This window comes from Aliiroseovarius salicola (genome assembly GCF_027891095.1).
In the GTDB taxonomy this organism is placed as follows: domain Bacteria; phylum Pseudomonadota; class Alphaproteobacteria; order Rhodobacterales; family Rhodobacteraceae; genus Aliiroseovarius; species Aliiroseovarius salicola.
The window spans coordinates 197,792-215,235 of the sequence record NZ_JAQIIO010000006.1; the positions used below are offsets into that span (position 1 = coordinate 197,792).

A 17,444-nucleotide genomic window follows, 5' to 3' on the forward strand; every position below is an offset into this window, starting at 1 on the left:
TCAAGCCTTTGCAAGAAACTGAGCGGGAATTGCTGCGAAAAGCGACGGTAACTTATGGTCGTGGCAGCCGGTAGGTCCGGGTTGGGAGCTCTTTACCCCGCGCACGACTATACCCTCTGCAAGGGCCTACAAATTCAAAACCGAGTTTCACGAGCACCCGATCCGAGGCTTCATTGTCATCAAAAACACAAGCCGAGATTTCGTCCCAGTCAAAGGCTTCCCAGCAGTAGACAATCATGGCACGGCCCATTTCCGTGGCATAGCCCTTGCCCCAATGAGCAGAGCCAAACATGTAGCCCATTTCAGGAGTTTCCCCTGTTGTGGATGTCATCCCCATGGACCCCACCAGTTCGTCGTGATGGAAAACAAGCCCAACAACGCCCAGCGTTTTGTCAAACGGAACAGCGCGCGTTGCCGTGAACGCGCGGTCAGCAGGCCAAGGCCAGCTAGATGTCATCTTGACCACTTCGAAATTGGAAACAAGCATGTGCAACGCATCAAGATCCGATGGCTGGGCACAACGCATTGTCAAACGGTCTGTGATGAGCCGTGTCATTTCCGAACCTCCCATGCCTTGCGCGAAAGCTTGAGAATGATCAACCCGATTTCTCGATCCTGCGACACGCAGAATGCAGGTTCGATCTGGCCGGTCGGGGTAAAACCAAGTTTGGTCAATACACCAAGTGAAGCCTCATTGCCCTCGAAGTAACCGGAAGACAGTGCTTCGGCGTTGGTATTTGTGAAAAACCAGTTTACCAGTGCGCCAGCCGCCTCAGACATCACACCCCGCCCGTGATGGGCACGGGCCAGCCAATACCCAAGACTGTTACCAATGCCGGTCACACCAAGAACTGTATCACCCTCGCAGATCGCCAAGGCCTCATAGGCGGGTTTGCCTGTAATAAATTTGAGAAATCCATCAAAATCCGCAGGCCCATACGGAAACGGAACCACGGTGAGCCAGCGCGTGACCTCATAGTCATTCAGGCCCGCAACCACCTGGTCACGGTCCTGAACGCCCAAGGGACGCAGGGTGAACCGGGGGGTCGTGATCAGCATCTTTTGCCCCGTTCAGCCCAGTTTTCGCAGGTAAGTCCAGGTTGGCACATTGGCGCCGCGTGAAATCGAATGGCTTTCCGCATCCCCAATATATTCGAACCCCGCATTTGTCAGCACACGGGCAGATGCCGGATTGTCCTGAAAGACAGAGGCGAAAATCGTGTCATTGCCCAACGGGTTAGCGTGGATCAATGCGCGAACAGCTTCTGATGCCAGCCCACCATTCCAGAACGCGGGCGCAACCCAGTAGGAAAGCTCGGATTGGTTGCGATCGAGCCGGGAGAGCGTGATAACGCCGAGCACTTCGCGTTGCCCTTCGCGAGCGCCATCCATGACCCACACATCCTGCTTGCGTTCAGCTTCAAGGGCGCGGCTGATAAATCCATCAGTTGCACCAGGTGGCAAAGGGTGTGGAATTGAACGTGTGCCGTTGGCGACACGCTCATCACCTGCGTAAAGTTCCATTGTTCCCGCATCTGATTTGCGCACGGGGCGTAGCACGAACCGGTCCGCCTCAATCACGGGTTGGTTTGTTATTGTATCATGCATCATGGCTTTCCCTCCTCGAAAAGCGCTGATTTTCAATGCGTTCAGGGTCGCCTTATATCAGCGCCCGATCTACTCTTGCCTGTCGATAATCTGAATGCCCTTCACCCCTCCCGCGAAGAGCATTCGACAAACTGGTTAATAAATCCTCAAGACCTATATGGGGTCGGCACAAACAAACAAAAAGGGCCGGCTTCTCAGCCGACCCCTGAATTTTAAACCTTGCAGGTTTCGGCTTACTCAGCGGCCTCCGCCACCGGGAGAACCGAAATAAAGGTGCGGCCTTTCAGGCCTTTGTGGAACTGCACCTTGCCTTCGCTGGTTGCGAAGATGGTGTGGTCTTTGCCCATGCCCACATTGGCGCCCGGCCACATCTTTGTACCGCGCTGACGCACGATGATGTTGCCCGGAATGACGGCTTCGCCACCATATTTCTTTACACCAAGGCGACGACCGGCTGAGTCGCGGCCGTTACGTGATGAGCCGCCTGCTTTTTTATGTGCCATGCTATCTCTCCTTAGCTCAGATTAGGCCAGTTCTTTGGCCTGCTCAACCCAGTCGGCTTTGACTTTAACAGCGTCAAAGCTGTCAACGTCCACGGCCGCCAGTTGGGCGAAGGTGGTGATGCCAGCATCAGCCAGCTTTTTGGCAGCGGCAGGGCCGACACCGTTGATTTTGGTCAGATCGTCAGCAGCAGCTTCGGCTTTTGCTTCAGCTTTCGGAGCAGCTTTCTTGGCGGCCGGTTTGGCAGCAGCCACGGCAACACCTGATACGGAACCCGCACCGATAGCAGCTTTCACGCCCGATTTGTCAGCACCGTTTTCCAGCACTTCGGTGATCTTCACCAGCGTCAGTTGCTGACGGTGACCCTTGGTGCGCTTCGAGCTGTGCTTACGGCGACGCTTCACAAAGTGAATGACCTTTTCGCCTTTGATCTGGTCGATCACTTCTGCCTGTACACCAGCGCCGGATACGACGGGGGTGCCAACAGTTGCGCCAACCATGAGAATCTCGTTGAACTGGACGGTTTCGCCAGCTTCAGCAGCCAGTTTTTCAACGCGCAGGATGTCACCAGCCTGAACCTTGTATTGCTTGCCGCCGGTTTTCAGAACCGCAAACATATGTTCTTCCTTCATTTTCCGCGTCCTACGGCCCCGGATACCCGGTGTTCGAACGGCGGGATCAGCCCGCCTTTGCCCCGAACGGCGCGCCCATCTGGGCAGAGATTAAACAATCCGGTAAAGAGATCCCCTTACCAGACTGGCGGCTTATCGGGGGTATTCGGGTATAAGTCAAGAATAATAACGGCAAAACTCCACCATTCTTCCTGCTTGCGCTTGCGAAGCAATGACAGCCGGGATAGCCAATGGGACATCCAAGTGTGCAATGATACGCGAGCAGCGGAGACTTAACGCATGTCGAAAAACAATTCCAGACCTCCAAGCTCAAAAGCGTCCCCGATGTTTCCGCTTGCCAGCCAGACCGCACGCCCTGCTCCTCTGGGTTCCTCCAAGCCCGGATTGGCACAGGCCCAGAAGGCGGTAAATACCGGTCAGGCTGCGATGGGTCATGGTCGTTTCAAAGATGCGGCGAACGCATTTCATGAAGCCGCGCGATTGATGCCAAGAGATCCTCAGATTTGGACCGTTTATGCCAAGTCTCTGTCGATGCTTGGGGACAAAGCCGCAGTCAAACGAGCACAGAAGCTGATGAAAAAGCTTGGCATTCCTGCACCTACGCAAAAGAAACTTCTTGCACAGATGACCCGAAGCAATACGCAGACGTCACGGCAAAGCATCGGGATCCCCTCTTCGACCATCAACCAACTGCTCGCAAGGTTCAATTCCGGCGAAGCCGAGGCCGTTTCCAAGGAATCTGATGCACTTGCAAAAGATAACCCTAAAAATGAAGTCATCCGCTTGATACTTGGTGCCTCTTTGGCATCTCTGGGTCAGGTGGACAGGGCCGAACAGGCATATCAGGAAGCTCTGGCACTCGCACCTGACTATGCGGAAGTCATGACCAACTATGCCGAACTTCTGATCAAGCAACGTCGCTTCAACGAAGCTTATGACCTGCTGCGTGAGGCCTATCGCCAAATCCCTTCAAATTCCAATGTACGCGGAAATCTGGGACATGTGCTGAAGGAACTCAGCCGCCCGCACGAAGCAGTTCCTCACTTTGACGCTGTTCTAAAGGTCGACCCATCAAATCGTCTGGCGCGCCTTCTGCGCGTGGACTGCCTGATCACACTGGAGCGCCACGAAGAGGCATTGGACGACTTTGAAGCGATGCCTGAGGAACTGCGTAATCAATCTGAACAAATGGCGATGCGTTCAGTAGCTTTGGATCAGGCCGGCCGGTCAGAGGAAGGTCTGGCATTGGCTCGCAAGGCGTTTGAAAAAGCTCCAACTGTAACCCGAGTGGCGACCATGACGGCCAATCTGCTGCAGCAACATGGAAAATTCGAGGAAGCCGAAACTCTGCTGAGGAACGCAATCGGGAAAGGTTTGAAGTCCGGAACCGTTTATCGTCAGATTTCAAGTGGTCGAAAAATCCAACTTGATGATCCTGTGGCGTTGGACATGATCTCTCTGTGGGAGAACGAGCCCGAGTTCCCAGGTCGCGCTGATCTTGGTTACGCGCTGGTCAAATTAATGGAAGACAACAAACAATTTGATAAAGTTTGGCCGTATCTTGAAGCGGCAAATGCGTCGGCTTTAAGGGATTTTCCAAACACCAAAGGAAGAGACCAAAACGAGTTCGACAAAATGGTTCGATTTGTTGGTGGAATGGATATGTCGCGGATCGGATCGGTAGGATATCAGGATGACAGCCCGATTTTCATCACCGGCATGCCAAGATCGGGCACGACATTGGTTGAGCAGATTCTCGCCAGTCACTCTCGTGTTACGGGCGGCGACGAGATGGCGCTTTTCCACACGATTGGCTTTGACCACGCCAATAAAGTTTTGGCGGAAGGCGGATCAATCAATGATGTAAACGCCCAGATGCTTGATGAAATCGGCAAGGAATATCGTGAGGCCGTTCTGAAACGCTTCCCGGAGGCGGATATCGTGACCGACAAGTCAATTTCGACCTACAAGGTGGCGCCTTTGGTATGGTTGGCCCTACCCAAGGCAAAGATCGTCGCGTTGCGTCGTGACCCCCGCGACAACCTATTTTCGATGCTGAAAAACCGCTTCGTCGCGGGCGCCCACACCTATACCTATGATCAGGCCGATCTGGTGGAGGTCTATCGTCTGTTTACCGAATATCTGGCGGAATGGCGCAAGATCGCGGCGGATCGGATTTATGAGATCCAATATGAAGACCTTGTGGCTGATCCGGAAACACAAGTACGCAAGCTGTTGGAATTCTGTGAGCTTGAGTGGGAAGATGCCTGTATGTCTTTCCACAAAAACACGCGCAAAGTGAAGACCTTGTCAATCCATCAGGCACGACAACCGCTTTACAACTCATCTATTGGTCGTTGGCGCCAATATGAGGACAAACTGGGAGTGATGCTGGACGGGTTGAAGGGTCTGGACGGGGTTCCGGAAGATTGACGCCAAAGAGAGGGGTGTTGCCCCTCGCCTCTTCGAGGCTCACCCCAAGGTATTTTTGGCAAGAAAAAAGGGGGCGGTTTCTGCCCCCTTGATTTATTGTAAGTAATCGGCGCGTTGAAGTCCGTATTTGGCCATCTTCTCATTCAGCGTGCGTCGCGGCAGGCAGAGCTCTTCCATCACACCCACAATCGAGCCCTTGTGGCGGCGCATCGTGTTGTCAATCAACATGCGTTCAAACGCCTCTACATATTCCTTGAGCGGTTTGCCCTCGGTGGTCATGACCGGCTGCACCTCTTCATGATCGGTCATCAACAACGAAGAAATGGTTCCGGTTCCCCGACGCGCCTGAAGCACCGCGCGTTCCGCGATATTGATCAGCTGTCGAATGTTGCCGGGCCAGGGGGCCTGCATCAGCTGGGCTGCTTCCTGGACACTGACGGTTGGGGCAGCGCAGCCGTATTCTTCTGCGAATTGATCGGCAAACCGGGTGAAGAGCATCAGGATATCTTCGCCCCTCTGACGCAGCGGCGGCAAGGTAATCTTCATCGCGGCAAGGCGATAGAAAAGGTCCGGGCGTAAGCAGTCTTCGCAGGTCTTCCCCTGTTCTTGCAGGTTGCAGATCGCCACCACGCGGGTTTCGGCTGGTGACCCCTGATCATTGATCCATGTGAGCAACCGCGCCTGAAGGGTCATTGGCAGAGCTTCGATATCCTCGAGCACCAGAGTGCCACCGCGCGCCTCTTCGACATAGGGTTGCTGACCACCCTCCTCCATCGGGCCAAACAGGCGGCGGCCCAACACTTCTTCATCCTGACCCAGGCAGGGGACCACAACAAATTTCTTTCCGGTTTTTGCGCCAACTGCGTGAAGCGCGTGGGCCACCAGCGTTTTACCAGTGCCGGTTTCACCTTCGATCAACACATGACCATCGGATTGACCAAGATCCAGAATATCTTCGCGAAGTCTGGACATGACCGGAGAAGCGCCAATCAGCTTCTTCATGATGGTCGACCCATCCCCAAGCTCTTTGCGCAGCGCACGGGCATCCAGCGCGAGCCGCCGACGATGCGTGGCTTTTTTCACCAGATTTGTCATATTGTCCGGATTGAAGGGTTTTTCGAGAAAATCAAACGCCCCGACGCGCATCGCTTCAACCGCCATCGGAACGTCGCCATGTCCCGTAATCATGATCACCGGTAAGCTGCTGTCGAGTGACATGAGTTTCTTGAGAAAATCCATACCGTCCATGCCCGGCATCCGGATGTCGGAAATCACAACGCCAGGATATTCCGCACCAATCCCTTTCAAAGCATCTGCTGCAGAAGGAAAGGTTTCCGTCTGAAACCCGGACAGCGCAAGCCATTGCGAAATGGACTGTCGCATATCCTGTTCGTCATCGACGATCGCGATTTTCATTGCCTGAGCCATGGCTACTCCTCTTTGTCGCTTGGACCATCGCGGCCCTCACGCTCACCATTCTTAGATGGCCACCTTATTCGGCAGCTTCAATATCTCTGTCATCTTCTTTCAGGATCGGAAGCTCGACTTCAAACACAGCACCTCCGTCCTGGCCATTACGAGCGATTAACCGCCCACCGAAGTCATTGACAATGCCTGATGAGATGGCGAGGCCCAACCCAACACCATCTCCTGGGGCCTTGGTAGTATAGAAAGGTTCAAAGAGGTTATCCAGATCACTTACCCCTGTCCCGTTGTCACGCACCGATATCAAAGCGTAATCACCTCGGCTGACAATGATATCGACCTGCGGGGCATCCACTGTTTTGGTGGCATCAATGGCATTTCGCATCAGGTTGATCAGAACCTGCTCAAGACGCAGCCGGTCCCCCATCACCATGACTGGATCACGGGGAATGTTACGCGTAATAAGAACTTCGCGACGTTTCAGCTGCGGTTCCATCATGGAAAGCGCTGAAGATACGCAATCGCGGATATCCATCGGCTCAAATGCGTCACCACCTTTTCGAGCATAGGATTTCAGCTGCTTGGTGATTGCCCCCATCCGTTCGATCAGATCATCAATGCGCTGGAAACTCGACAAGGCTTCGTCGGGTCGCTTGCGTTGAAGCAAAAGCTTGGCCCCTGCGAGATAGGTTTTCATGGCAGCAAGCGGTTGGTTCAATTCGTGACTGACGGCGGCAGACATCTCACCCAATGCGGCAAGTTTTGAGCTTTGCGCCAACGTTTGTTCGGCAACCTGAAGGTTCTTCTCCGCCCGTTGACGTTCCGATATTTCCCTTTGTAGCTGGTCATTTAGCTGTCGAAGTTCAGCTGACTCCTGGGCAAAAACCAAGGATCTGAACTGTGCCCTGCGACTGATCAGATAGAAGGTGAGCGACAACAGCATGGCAAAGGCCATGATTTCAAGAGACAGGAACGCATTCACCTTTTCCCGAACCGAAGCATATGAGGTGAAAGAGGTGATGCGCCAACCCTGAAAAGGAACGCGCCCTTCGTGCCGCATGACCGCTTCACCTAAAAACAGCATTTCAGAGGGAAGCGCAGACCAATCTGCTGTGCTTCGAAAACTGCGACGAATTGCAGCCATTGCGGGCACGGTTTCAAGCGCTTCATCTGCGTGTTTGCCACGCCATCTTGGCTCGGTGGCAAGAATAACCTGGCCTTCTGAATTGGTAACTAAAATCGCATCAGAAATACCTGCCCAACTTGCTTCGAACTTGTTCAGGTCAACTTCGACGACAATCACACCGATCACCTTGTTTCCGGCTTCAATCTTGCGTGAATAGGTAAATTCGTAAGCGCCCGCTTCGGTCTGGACTGCTGAAAACACGGTTTCCGAACTCCGCAATGCATCGACAAAATGTGGATCGGAACGGTGCACCTCTCCCAGAGTTTCGCGGTTGGTCGCGGCGACAATGCGCCCGTCACCATCGAGGAGCACCAGAGATTTCGCCTCAATTTCTTCGCGATAGGAAATGAGACGAGAGGAGCTTTGTGTAAAGTCAGAGGAATTCAGCGCGTTGATTAGCGCCGGGTCGCGAGACAGAAGCAACGGCACCACTGAATTGCGCTGCAATTCGCTGATAAGATTACCCGAATATAGTGCGACGCGAAGCTCCGCCCGGTTTCGGGTTGTCTCTGTGTAGCGTTCTGTCAGCCAACGGTTTGAAAAGAAAATCACCGCGGCGGCAAATGAAACAAGCAGCAACAACGCTAGTCGCGCGCGCATTGACACACCCGTGCGCGGTGTGGGCACCGGCTTCACGGTTTTTGCTGTGGAGCTATGTGAATTATGCGCACGGTCGGCCATGGCGCAATTCTACGCGCCATGGCGAAAGGCCACAAGTCAGGCAGCAACCACAGCGTCCACCAACGAGCGGAACATTGCCACCCCATCGGTTCCACCATGCAGCTCATCCACGCAGCGCTCCGGGTGCGGCATCATGCCAAGAACACGACGGTTCTTGGAAATCACACCAGCGATGTCACCAGTCGAACCGTTCGGATTATCTGTGTAGGTGAACGCAATGCGACCCTCGTCCCGCAACTGTGCGAGCTTTTCGTTGGTCACATTGTAATTGCCATCATGGTGCGCAACCGGAACCGTGATCTCTTGCCCAAGCTCATAGCCAGCCGTGAAGTCATTTTCAGTGGTTTCCACCTTCAAACCAATAGGTTTGCAGATGAACTTCAGGTTTGAATTGCGCATCAGAGCGCCGGGCAGGATGCCGGTTTCGGTGAGCACCTGAAACCCGTTGCAGATGCCGATTGCATAGCCGCCACGTTCGGTGTGGCGAATGAGCGATTTGGTGATCGGTGACTGGGCGGCAATCGCCCCGCAGCGCAGGTAATCTCCAAACGAAAATCCGCCAGGAACGCCCACGATGTCCAGATCGCCCGGCAGTTCGGTTTCCTTGTGCCAGATCATGGTCACATCGGCGCCAGCCCGCTCAAACGCCACCGCAAGATCGCGGTCGCAGTTCGAACCCGGAAATACAATAACTCCGGCCTTCATCACAGCACCTGAATAGCGTAGTTTTCGATCACGGTGTTGGCGAGCAGTTTTTCGCACATATCCTTGATCTGGTCTTCGGTGGTGCCTTCAGCCACGTCCAGTTCAATCACTTTGCCCTGACGCACTTTTTCCACGCCATCAAAGCCCAGATTGCCAAGCGCATGGCGTACGGCCTCGCCCTGCGGGTCAAGAACGCCGGTTTTAAGCATCACGTCTACACGAACTTTCATAGGAGTGCTTCCTCAGTTGATCAGGGTGGGATTGGTATTGGGATGGGTCACGTTCGAGGGCAGTACCCCCAGACGACGCGCCACTTCGGTATAGGCATCGGTCAGGTTTCCGAGATCACGACGGAACACATCCTTGTCGAGTTTCTCGCCGGTTTCAATGTCCCAGAGGCGGCAGCTGTCCGGGCTGATTTCATCCGCCAGGATCAGGCGTGGGAATTCGCCATCATAGACACGGCCAAACTCAATTTTGAAATCGATCAGCTTAATGCCAACGCCGAACATCACACCGGACATATAGTCATTCACGCGCAGGGCCATGTCGACGATTTCGCCGAGCTCCTGCTGGTTGGCCCAACCAAACGCAAGAATATATTCTTCCGGCACCAAAGGATCGCCCAGGCTGTCATCTTTGTAGGAGAATTCAACAATCGGACGCGGCAGACGCGTGCCCTCTTCCATACCCAAACGTTTCGCCATGGAACCAGCTGCATAATTGCGCACGATCACTTCCAGCGGAACGATTTCTGCGGCTTTGATCAACTGCTCACGCATGTTCAGGCGTTTGATGAAATGGGTGGGGATACCGATATTACCCAGACCAGTCATGAAAAACTCGCTCAGGCGGTTGTTAAGGACACCCTTGCCATCGATCACGTCTTTTTTTTCGGCGTTAAAGGCGGTGGCATCATCTTTAAAATACTGGACAATTGTCCCCGGCTCAGGCCCTTCATAGAGAACTTTTGCCTTGCCTTCGTAGAGTTTTTTGCGCCGTGCCATCGGATCCCCGCCATTTGGTTGCAGCCCGCGGGTGTCCTGCGACTCCCGCCTGTTGCACGCCCTATACGCATTTCCGGTGCGTGGAGCAAGAATGGGGGTGGGAATGTCGCACATTATCGCAAATTTCCTGCTATTGTGATCATCACCAACGCATTTTCCTTTGCTTGTGAGCGTTAGCGGGGTTGCGACAGGCCCGTCAGATTGGCATATCTGAAACAAAGGAATGTTCACCTAAGGATAGGGAAACCCGTATGACCACTTTTGACGATCGCGAAACCGCTTTTGAAGCAAAATTTGCGCATGACGAAGAAATGCAATTCAAGGCCGAAGCCCGCACCAACAAGAAACTGGGCCTGTGGGCGGCGGAAAAACTGGGCAAAACCGGTGACGAAGCTGATGCTTATGCCAAAGAAGTTATTGCATCAGATTTCGAAGAAGCCGGTCACGAGGATGTGGTACGCAAGGTCGTCGGCGATCTGAACACCGTCACTGCTGAAGAAGTACGCGCCAAACGTGCTGCTCTTATGATTGAAGCCAAAGAAGAACTGGCTGGAGAAGCCTGATCAGTTTGGTCTATGACACGTAAAGGCGCACCCAATAGGTGCGTCTTTTTTCTTGCGTTCTTGGATTTTGTTTCCGACATCACCAACGGACAATCAGCACTGTTTGTCCGTGCGAATAGGTCACGCATTGATTGCTATACTCACCTCACTCATCATCTCCATGAACGGAATGAATTTGCGCTGCTTTGAAATCCATGGCAGTTAGCGCCCAGATCACAATCCTCTGCGGGAAATGCCCCGCAATTCTTCGGAGACAGACATGACAGATGCTCTGACACAACTGCTTGGTGAACGCGACTGGCTGATGGCGGATGGCGCCACTGGCACCACGTTGTTCAATATGGGCCTGACTTCGGGTGACGCACCCGAGCTTTGGAACGTAGAGGAACAGGATAAGATTCGCGCACTATACAGCGGTGCTGTGGATGCGGGCTCTGATATCTTTCTCACCAACTCTTTCGGCGGCAATGCCTCGCGTCTGAAGTTGCATGGCGCGGAAGATCGCGTATTTGAACTCAACAAGGCCGCCGCCGAGTTGGGACGTGAGGTCGCGGACGCCTCGGGTCGTAAGGTTATTGTAGCTGGCTCAGTTGGACCTACCGGTGAGATCATGGAGCCGATGGGCAGCCTGACCTTCGACGGTGCGGTTGAAATGTTCCACGAACAAGCCGAAGGACTTAAGGCTGGTGGCGCAGATGTTCTTTGGGTCGAAACCATCTCGGCTTTTGATGAATACAAAGCAGCCGCGAAGGCCGCCGAACTGGCCGGAATGGCCTGGTGTGGCACGATGAGCTTTGACACAGCCGGACGCACCATGATGGGCGTGACCTCTGCGGATTTGGCTCAGATGGTTGAAGGCCTGCCCAATCCGCCAATTGCCTTTGGTGCCAATTGCGGTGTCGGAGCGGCAGACCTTCTGCGGACCGTTCTGGGTTTCGCAGCCCAGGGTACGGAACGTCCGATTATTGCCAAGGGCAACGCGGGTATTCCGAAATATGTTGATGGGCACATCCATTATGACGGCACGCCCGACCTTATGGGCGACTACGCTGTTATTGCTCGTGATTGCGGTGCCCGGATCATTGGTGGCTGCTGTGGCACCACGGCAGAGCATTTGCGGTCCATGCGTGAGGCGTTGGAAACCCGACCGAAAAGCGACACACGTCCGACACTGGACGAGATTGCAGACGCTCTTGGCGGATTTTCTTCTGCCTCTGATGGCACCGGCGATGACGAAGCCCCTGCCCGTCGCACGCGCCGCCGACGCGGCTGATCTGATCCTCAGCAATTAAAAAGGTCCGCGATTCATGCGGGCCTTTTTTTATTTACTCAGAACAATGAAAGTTGATCCCCCGCCTTTGGCGGCACCCGAAATTGCGTGCACTCCAACGGTGGAAGATCCTGAAGCAAGCCAAGACGGCGAATGGCAACCTTGAACCTATGTGCCAGTAGCCGGGAAAATTCACCTTGTCCGATCATGCGCCGCCCAAAATCAGCGCGATAGTTTTCACCACCTCGCATCTCACGCATGCGCGACATCACCCTGTTTGCCCGATCTGGAAACGCTTCTTCCAACCAATCCTGAAATAGCGGACCAACTTCTCCGGGCAATCGCAGCAAGATATAGTTTGCCGCCTTCGCGCCTGCTGATTGGCTTTCGCTCAGGATTGATTCTAGCTCGTGATCTGTCAGCGCGGGAACAATCGGAGCCACCATCACGCGCGTTGGAATCCCTGCTCTGGCCAGCGCTTCAATTGATTTCAAACGCCGCGCCGGAGCAGGTACGCGTGGTTCCATCCGGCGCGATATCTTTGCGTCCAGTGTGGTTAGCGACACGCCGACATGCACAAGGTTCCGCGCCGCCATTTCTGACAACAGATCCAGATCCCGCTCGATCAAAGTGCCTTTGGTTACGATGGTCACTGGGTGTCGATGGGCCAGCAATACTGTCAGGATCCCACGCATCACACGATATTGCCTTTCAATCGGTTGATAGGGATCTGTGTTGGTGCCGATTGCAATTGGTGCTGGGGAATAGGCTTTTCGGGCAAGTTCCGATGCCAGTCTTTCGGGGGCATTTGGACGGGAGATCAACCGGGTTTCAAAATCCAGCCCCGGAGAATACCCGAGGTAGGCATGGGTGGGACGCGCAAAACAATATATGCAGCCATGTTCGCAACCACGATAGGGATTGATGGATCGGTCAAAGGGCAGATCCGGCGAGGTGTTTCGGGTGATGATACTGCGCGGCGATTCGATACTGACATGCGTACGCAGAGGTTTTTCTTCCTGTTTTTCCCAACCGTCGTCGCAGTCTTCCGTGACATAAGCCTCGAACCGACCGGCAAAATTACTGGTTGCCCCCCGTCCGGGTCGGCGTTCAGCCCCTACCTGTCGGATTTTTGATCTTTCCATGTGCCCTCCGGTGACCATAATAGAACATTACAAGAACATATGAAGCGTTTTCACCAAAACAGTGCAAAATATTCATTTGCTTTTGCGTCGTTCAAAGCGCACTCAGTGTCGCAATCGTTTCAGACCTAAGCGGCCAAATCGTCGCATTTGTTAAAGAACGCAGAGTTTCAGCCAAGGGAAAAGGCAGCCATGTCGGACGAAGAAGATATCATCCTGAGCGAGTTGAACGACGAAGAACTTGTTCAGCAGATGCACGATGACCTTTACGACGGTCTCAAGGAAGAGATCGAAGAAGGCGTTAACATCCTGCTCGAACGCGGTTGGCAGCCTTACACGGTTCTGACCGAAGCCCTCGTGGGCGGTATGACCATCGTTGGTGCTGACTTCCGTGACGGCATCCTGTTTGTGCCAGAAGTTCTTCTGGCAGCAAACGCAATGAAAGCCGGCATGGCCATCCTGAAGCCGCTTCTGGCTGCCACAGGTGCTCCGCGCATGGGCAAGATGGTGATCGGCACCGTGAAAGGCGACATCCACGACATTGGCAAGAACCTCGTGTCGATGATGATGGAAGGCGCTGGTTTTGAAGTGCATGACATGGGCATCAACAACCCGGTTGAAAACTATCTGGAAGCCTTGGAATCCGAGCAGCCCGACATCCTCGGCATGTCGGCTCTTCTGACCACCACCATGCCCTACATGAAAGTCGTGATCGACGCGATGGTCGAAAAAGGCATCCGCGATGACTACACCGTACTGGTGGGTGGCGCTCCTCTGAACGAAGAGTTTGGTAAAGCCATTGGTGCTGACGGCTATTGCCGCGATGCGGCTGTTGCTGTGGAAATGGCAAAAGACTTCATGTCGCGCAAGCACAACCAAGGTGTTGCCAGCTAATCGCGCGCATTATGTTTTGGACAAGGCCCTGCATTTTGTGGGGCCTTTTTCGTTTCCCCTTTCCATTGTCGTCACGCGTCCCCACATAGGTGTCATGGACAAAATACGTTACATTCTTCTTCTCGGGCTTGTGATTTCAGCGGGCGGACTGACCGTGCTGGTCGCTGGGCTTGCCGCTGCAAATGGCAAACTGAATGGGCGGACAGCTATGGTTTTATTGCCTTTGGTTATGCTCGCAAGCATCGCACTACGCGCACTCAGACCAGATAACAAAGACTGAGATAACTGCCGCACTTAGGTAACTTGATACATTTGATCTTGAACGAAACACCTGGCGCGAAGATAGTAAACTTAACATGCGAATGTAGTTTTCAAAGGTAGGGCCTACCTTTGAATGCACGGAGGGGACCAATGCCATTTTCATTGCTGAATGATGACAGTCTGACCAGGGCCGGCATGGCACCTGACATTGACAGGGGGAAGGTGTTGATCCTTGCTTGTGGTGCGTTGGCCAATGAGATCCTTGCAATTATTCGAACCAACCAGTTGGATCACCTGACCCTCACCTGCTTGCCAGCAATCCTGCACAACACACCGGATAAGATACCAGCCGCTGTAGAAGAGGCGTTGGAGAAGCATAAAGACCAGTTTGATAGTGTCTTTTTGGCTTATGCCGATTGTGGCACTGGGGGCAAGCTGGCCGAGATCTGCTCCAGATATGGGATTGAAATGATCCAGGGGCCACATTGCTATTCCTTCTTCGAAGGAAATGCGGCGTTCGAAGCTCGGGCAGAAGATGAGATTGACACGTTTTACCTGACCGATTTCCTCGCACGGGGCTTTGAGAACTTTGTGATCAAACCGCTGGGCCTCGATCGTCATCCAGAGTTACGCGATATGTATTTTGGCCATTACAACCGGCTGATCTATATGGCACAGACCGACAATCCGGAACTGGACGCCATGGCGCGAGCCGCCGCAGAAAAGATCGGGTTGGAGTATAGTCGCCAATTCACCGGGTATGGTGATCTGGAAACGGCAATGACTGGGGCGAAGTAAGCTGCTCTAGGGGCTCTGCCCCTCGGCTTTCGCCTCACCTCGAGATATTTCTGGCAAGAAAAAAGGCGCGCGCGTCGCGCCCTATCTCAGCGCTTGCGGATATATTCTACGCCGCTTCACTCGCGTGGTGGCGGATGCGTTCGACCATGGCGCGCACTCCGTTGGAGCGTTGTGACGACAGGTGCTCGTTCAGGCCAAGACGGGCCAGTTCTGCATGTGCATCCACAGTGGCGACCTCAGCGACCGGCAGACCGTTATAAAGCGCTGCCAGAACCGCGATCAGACCACGCACGATCATTGCGTCACTGTCGCCGATGAAGCGGAATTCACCCCCGTCGATCACCGGTTGCAGCCAAACCTGACTGGCACAGCCTTCCACCTTGGTGGCGGGCACCTTCAACGCCTCTTCCATTGGCGGCATGGATTTCCCCATATCGATGACCGTTGCGTAACGATCTTCCCAATCATCCAGAAACTCAAAGTCTTCGACGATTTCTTCAAATGCTGCACTGGCCATGATGCTCTCCGATTGTTGGGATTAGGTAAGCGCAATGGCCTAAAAGGTCCAGCCCTGCATTGCGTGCTTTTCAAACGGGCTCTCTTTTCAAAAGCCTTCTTCTGGGATAACCCTATGACAGTGTTATAGGAGACTGGACCAAATGCGATTATCCGCCCGCTTTCTTGCCTTTCCGGCCCTGTTCATTGCCCTGTCGGGATGCGGTGGTGGCAGTGCCAGCTTAAATCCAACCACTTGGTTCTCTTCGCCTGGCCCCAAAGGGGTAGCAGTGGTGCCTGAGGGTGGTTTTTCGCAGGATCTTGATGGGCGCTTTTTGGTCAATCAGGTCACCGAGCTCAAGGTTTTGGAAACCAGCGGCGGGGTAATTTTAAGCACCAAGGGCTTGCCCCCGCGGCTTGGCTATTGGGATGCAGATTTGGTCGCGCAAAATGATGGCAAACCGGTGAATGGCGTTCTGATCTATGATTTTCGCATCTCTGAGCCGGCTCAACACACCAATACTGGCATACCACAACAACGAGAAGTTTATGTGGGGCAGTTCATATCAGACCACGCCCTGCGTGATGTGCGTAGCATTCAGGTCAAAGGGGCTGGCAACACGATGAGCGCACGCCGTTAGGGGACCGAACGCGTTTTATTACCGGTTAACCGGACCTTGTCAGACTTCGAAAACTTCAACGCGCTGACCGCGTGCTGCAAGCGCGAGTTTGCCGTCGCAAAGACGGACGGCATCCGCCCCGAACACTTCGGAGCGCCACCCGTGCAAGGCCTGGACATTTCGCTTACCTGCAGCCAAAGCATCCAGATCCGCCGCTGATGCAATCAGTTTCTGAGCAACTTTCTCTTGTTCACAACGCGCTTTCAAAAGAACGCGCAGCAAATCGGCCAATGCGGGGTTTACTTGGAGTTTTTCTTTGTTCTTGCTCGTCACTTTGGGAAGGCTTTCCTGAGGACAGGCCAAACCTTCGGCAATGGCGTTCAGGATACCCTCTGCGATAACGCCTTTGCGGGCCTCGCGAAGCAAAAGGCGAGAGCGGCCAAGCTCTTGAATATCCTTGGGTTTGGTTGATGCCAGCTCCAGAAGGGCGTCATCTTTCATCACCCGATTGCGCGGCACATTGCGTGATTGAGCATAGGTTTCACGGAACCGCGCAAGCTCTCGCACGATTCCCAGAAAGCGTCCCGAATTGGTCCGGGTTTTCACGCGCAACCACGCGTTTTCTGGTAGGATTGTATATGTATCCGGGGCTAGCAGAACTGACAGTTCTTCCTGCACCCACGGGGCCCGGCCCGACTTGTCGAGTTCAGTTGACAACCATTCATAGATAACACGCAGATGGGTGACGTCCCCGATCGCATAGCTTTTCTGCGCTGGTGTCAGTGGGCGGCGCGACCAATCCGTAAAGCGGCTGGACTTATCAAGCTGTGCACGGGCGATCTTGCGCACCAGCGTTTCATAGCCAACCTGATCCCCAAATCCGCAAACCATCGCGGCAACCTGAGTGTCAAACAGCGGCTTGGGAAACACGCCCGCTTCGACAAAGAATATTTCGAGATCCTGACGAGCGGCGTGAAAAACCTTGACCACATTCTCGTTGCGGAAAAGGTCATACATAGGCTCAAGCGACAGACCATCGACCAATGGATCAACCAGCACCGCGTCCTCATCCGTATCACCTGGCACCGCCATCTGTACAAGGCAGAGCTTGGAGTAATAGGTGCGTTCGCGCAGGAATTCGGTGTCCACAGTTACGTAGGGATGCTGGGCGGCACGCGCGCAGAATTCAGCCAACGCTTCGGTGGTGGTGATGGTCTTCATGT

Annotated in this window: 20 protein-coding genes; 7 read left to right on the forward strand and 13 right to left on the reverse strand. The window is 53.9% G+C overall.

The annotated features are described in order from the left end of the window. Positions 1–52: 52 nt before the first annotated feature. The 5 genes from O2N63_RS12660 to O2N63_RS12680 all read right to left on the reverse strand — a co-directional run bounded on the left by O2N63_RS12660 (position 53) and on the right by O2N63_RS12680 (position 2,726). A complete protein-coding gene (locus O2N63_RS12660) occupies positions 53–556 on the reverse strand; it encodes a GNAT family N-acetyltransferase (protein WP_271054644.1) in 504 nt (167 codons plus the stop codon). Further along, positions 553–1,059 (reverse strand): GNAT family N-acetyltransferase, encoded by a 507-nt coding sequence (locus tag O2N63_RS12665; protein ID WP_271054645.1) that lies wholly within the window; start codon positions 1,057–1,059, stop codon positions 553–555. The genes O2N63_RS12660 and O2N63_RS12665 overlap by 4 nt, the downstream gene beginning before the upstream one ends. A 12-nt stretch (positions 1,060–1,071) precedes the next feature. Further along, complete coding sequence (locus O2N63_RS12670; protein WP_271054646.1) at positions 1,072–1,611, reverse strand: GNAT family N-acetyltransferase; 540 nt, start codon at positions 1,609–1,611, stop codon at positions 1,072–1,074. 230 nt (positions 1,612–1,841) lie between these two features. Further along, the gene (rpmA, locus tag O2N63_RS12675) at positions 1,842–2,111 is read right to left on the reverse strand and encodes a 50S ribosomal protein L27 (RefSeq protein ID WP_055191863.1); all 270 of its coding nucleotides are present in this window, start codon (positions 2,109–2,111) and stop codon (positions 1,842–1,844) included. 21 nt (positions 2,112–2,132) lie between these two features. After that, complete coding sequence (locus tag O2N63_RS12680) at positions 2,133–2,726, reverse strand: 50S ribosomal protein L21 (RefSeq protein ID WP_271054695.1); 594 nt, start codon at positions 2,724–2,726, stop codon at positions 2,133–2,135. Between the two features lie 294 nt (positions 2,727–3,020). Between O2N63_RS12680 and O2N63_RS12685 the strand changes: the two genes are divergently transcribed. Further along, positions 3,021–5,174, forward strand: a complete 2,154-nt coding sequence (locus O2N63_RS12685; protein WP_271054647.1) for a tetratricopeptide repeat-containing sulfotransferase family protein — start codon at positions 3,021–3,023, stop codon at positions 5,172–5,174. A 93-nt stretch (positions 5,175–5,267) separates the two neighbouring features. On the opposite strand, the gene O2N63_RS12690 is transcribed toward O2N63_RS12685, so the two are convergent. The 5 genes from O2N63_RS12690 to purC all read right to left on the reverse strand — a co-directional run bounded on the left by O2N63_RS12690 (position 5,268) and on the right by purC (position 10,178). After that, the gene (locus tag O2N63_RS12690; protein ID WP_271054648.1) at positions 5,268–6,602 is read right to left on the reverse strand and encodes a sigma-54-dependent transcriptional regulator; all 1,335 of its coding nucleotides are present in this window, start codon (positions 6,600–6,602) and stop codon (positions 5,268–5,270) included. Positions 6,603–6,666: 64 nt separating this feature from the next. Further along, complete coding sequence (locus O2N63_RS12695; RefSeq protein ID WP_408629817.1) at positions 6,667–8,466, reverse strand: sensor histidine kinase; 1,800 nt, start codon at positions 8,464–8,466, stop codon at positions 6,667–6,669. A 36-nt stretch (positions 8,467–8,502) separates the two neighbouring features. Next, positions 8,503–9,171 (reverse strand): phosphoribosylformylglycinamidine synthase subunit PurQ, encoded by a 669-nt coding sequence (purQ, locus tag O2N63_RS12700; protein WP_271054649.1) that lies wholly within the window; start codon positions 9,169–9,171, stop codon positions 8,503–8,505. Then, positions 9,171–9,401 carry a phosphoribosylformylglycinamidine synthase subunit PurS gene (gene purS / locus O2N63_RS12705; protein ID WP_271054650.1) on the reverse strand — a complete coding sequence of 77 codons (231 nt, stop codon included), beginning with the start codon at positions 9,399–9,401 and terminating at the stop codon, positions 9,171–9,173. Before purS ends, purQ begins: the two co-directional genes overlap by 1 nt. A gap of 12 nt (positions 9,402–9,413) precedes the next feature. Beyond that, a complete protein-coding gene (gene purC, locus O2N63_RS12710; RefSeq protein WP_271054651.1) occupies positions 9,414–10,178 on the reverse strand; it encodes a phosphoribosylaminoimidazolesuccinocarboxamide synthase in 765 nt (254 codons plus the stop codon). Positions 10,179–10,429: 251 nt separating this feature from the next. Here purC and O2N63_RS12715 point away from each other — a divergent pair, with 251 nt between their 5' ends. Both O2N63_RS12715 and bmt read left to right on the forward strand, forming a co-directional pair. Next, a complete protein-coding gene (locus O2N63_RS12715; protein ID WP_271054652.1) occupies positions 10,430–10,741 on the forward strand; it encodes a DUF1476 domain-containing protein in 312 nt (103 codons plus the stop codon). A gap of 259 nt (positions 10,742–11,000) precedes the next feature. Then, positions 11,001–12,014 carry a betaine--homocysteine S-methyltransferase gene (gene bmt, locus O2N63_RS12720; RefSeq protein ID WP_271054653.1) on the forward strand — a complete coding sequence of 338 codons (1,014 nt, stop codon included), beginning with the start codon at positions 11,001–11,003 and terminating at the stop codon, positions 12,012–12,014. Between the two features lie 56 nt (positions 12,015–12,070). Here bmt and O2N63_RS12725 read toward each other — a convergent pair whose 3' ends face one another. Then, the gene (locus tag O2N63_RS12725) at positions 12,071–13,156 is read right to left on the reverse strand and encodes a PA0069 family radical SAM protein (RefSeq protein ID WP_271054654.1); all 1,086 of its coding nucleotides are present in this window, start codon (positions 13,154–13,156) and stop codon (positions 12,071–12,073) included. Positions 13,157–13,345: 189 nt separating this feature from the next. On the opposite strand from O2N63_RS12725, the gene O2N63_RS12730 reads away from it, so the two are divergent. The 3 genes from O2N63_RS12730 to O2N63_RS12740 all read left to right on the forward strand — a co-directional run bounded on the left by O2N63_RS12730 (position 13,346) and on the right by O2N63_RS12740 (position 15,106). Then, a complete protein-coding gene (locus tag O2N63_RS12730) occupies positions 13,346–14,047 on the forward strand; it encodes a corrinoid protein (RefSeq protein ID WP_271054655.1) in 702 nt (233 codons plus the stop codon). A gap of 16 nt (positions 14,048–14,063) precedes the next feature. Continuing rightward, positions 14,064–14,327, forward strand: a complete 264-nt coding sequence (locus O2N63_RS12735) for a hypothetical protein (RefSeq protein ID WP_271054656.1) — start codon at positions 14,064–14,066, stop codon at positions 14,325–14,327. Positions 14,328–14,458: 131 nt separating this feature from the next. After that, on the forward strand, positions 14,459–15,106 hold the full coding sequence (locus tag O2N63_RS12740; RefSeq protein ID WP_271054657.1) for a DUF1638 domain-containing protein: 648 nt from the start codon (positions 14,459–14,461) through the stop codon (positions 15,104–15,106). A 106-nt stretch (positions 15,107–15,212) separates the two neighbouring features. Here O2N63_RS12740 and O2N63_RS12745 read toward each other — a convergent pair whose 3' ends face one another. Continuing rightward, positions 15,213–15,623, reverse strand: coding sequence for a SufE family protein (locus O2N63_RS12745; protein ID WP_271054658.1), 411 nt, complete (start codon positions 15,621–15,623; stop codon positions 15,213–15,215). A gap of 142 nt (positions 15,624–15,765) precedes the next feature. Here O2N63_RS12745 and O2N63_RS12750 point away from each other — a divergent pair, with 142 nt between their 5' ends. Beyond that, positions 15,766–16,242 carry a hypothetical protein gene (locus O2N63_RS12750; protein ID WP_271054659.1) on the forward strand — a complete coding sequence of 159 codons (477 nt, stop codon included), beginning with the start codon at positions 15,766–15,768 and terminating at the stop codon, positions 16,240–16,242. Positions 16,243–16,281: 39 nt separating this feature from the next. Here O2N63_RS12750 and rnd read toward each other — a convergent pair whose 3' ends face one another. Then, a complete protein-coding gene (gene rnd, locus O2N63_RS12755; protein WP_271054660.1) occupies positions 16,282–17,442 on the reverse strand; it encodes a ribonuclease D in 1,161 nt (386 codons plus the stop codon). Positions 17,443–17,444: the final 2 nt, after the last annotated feature.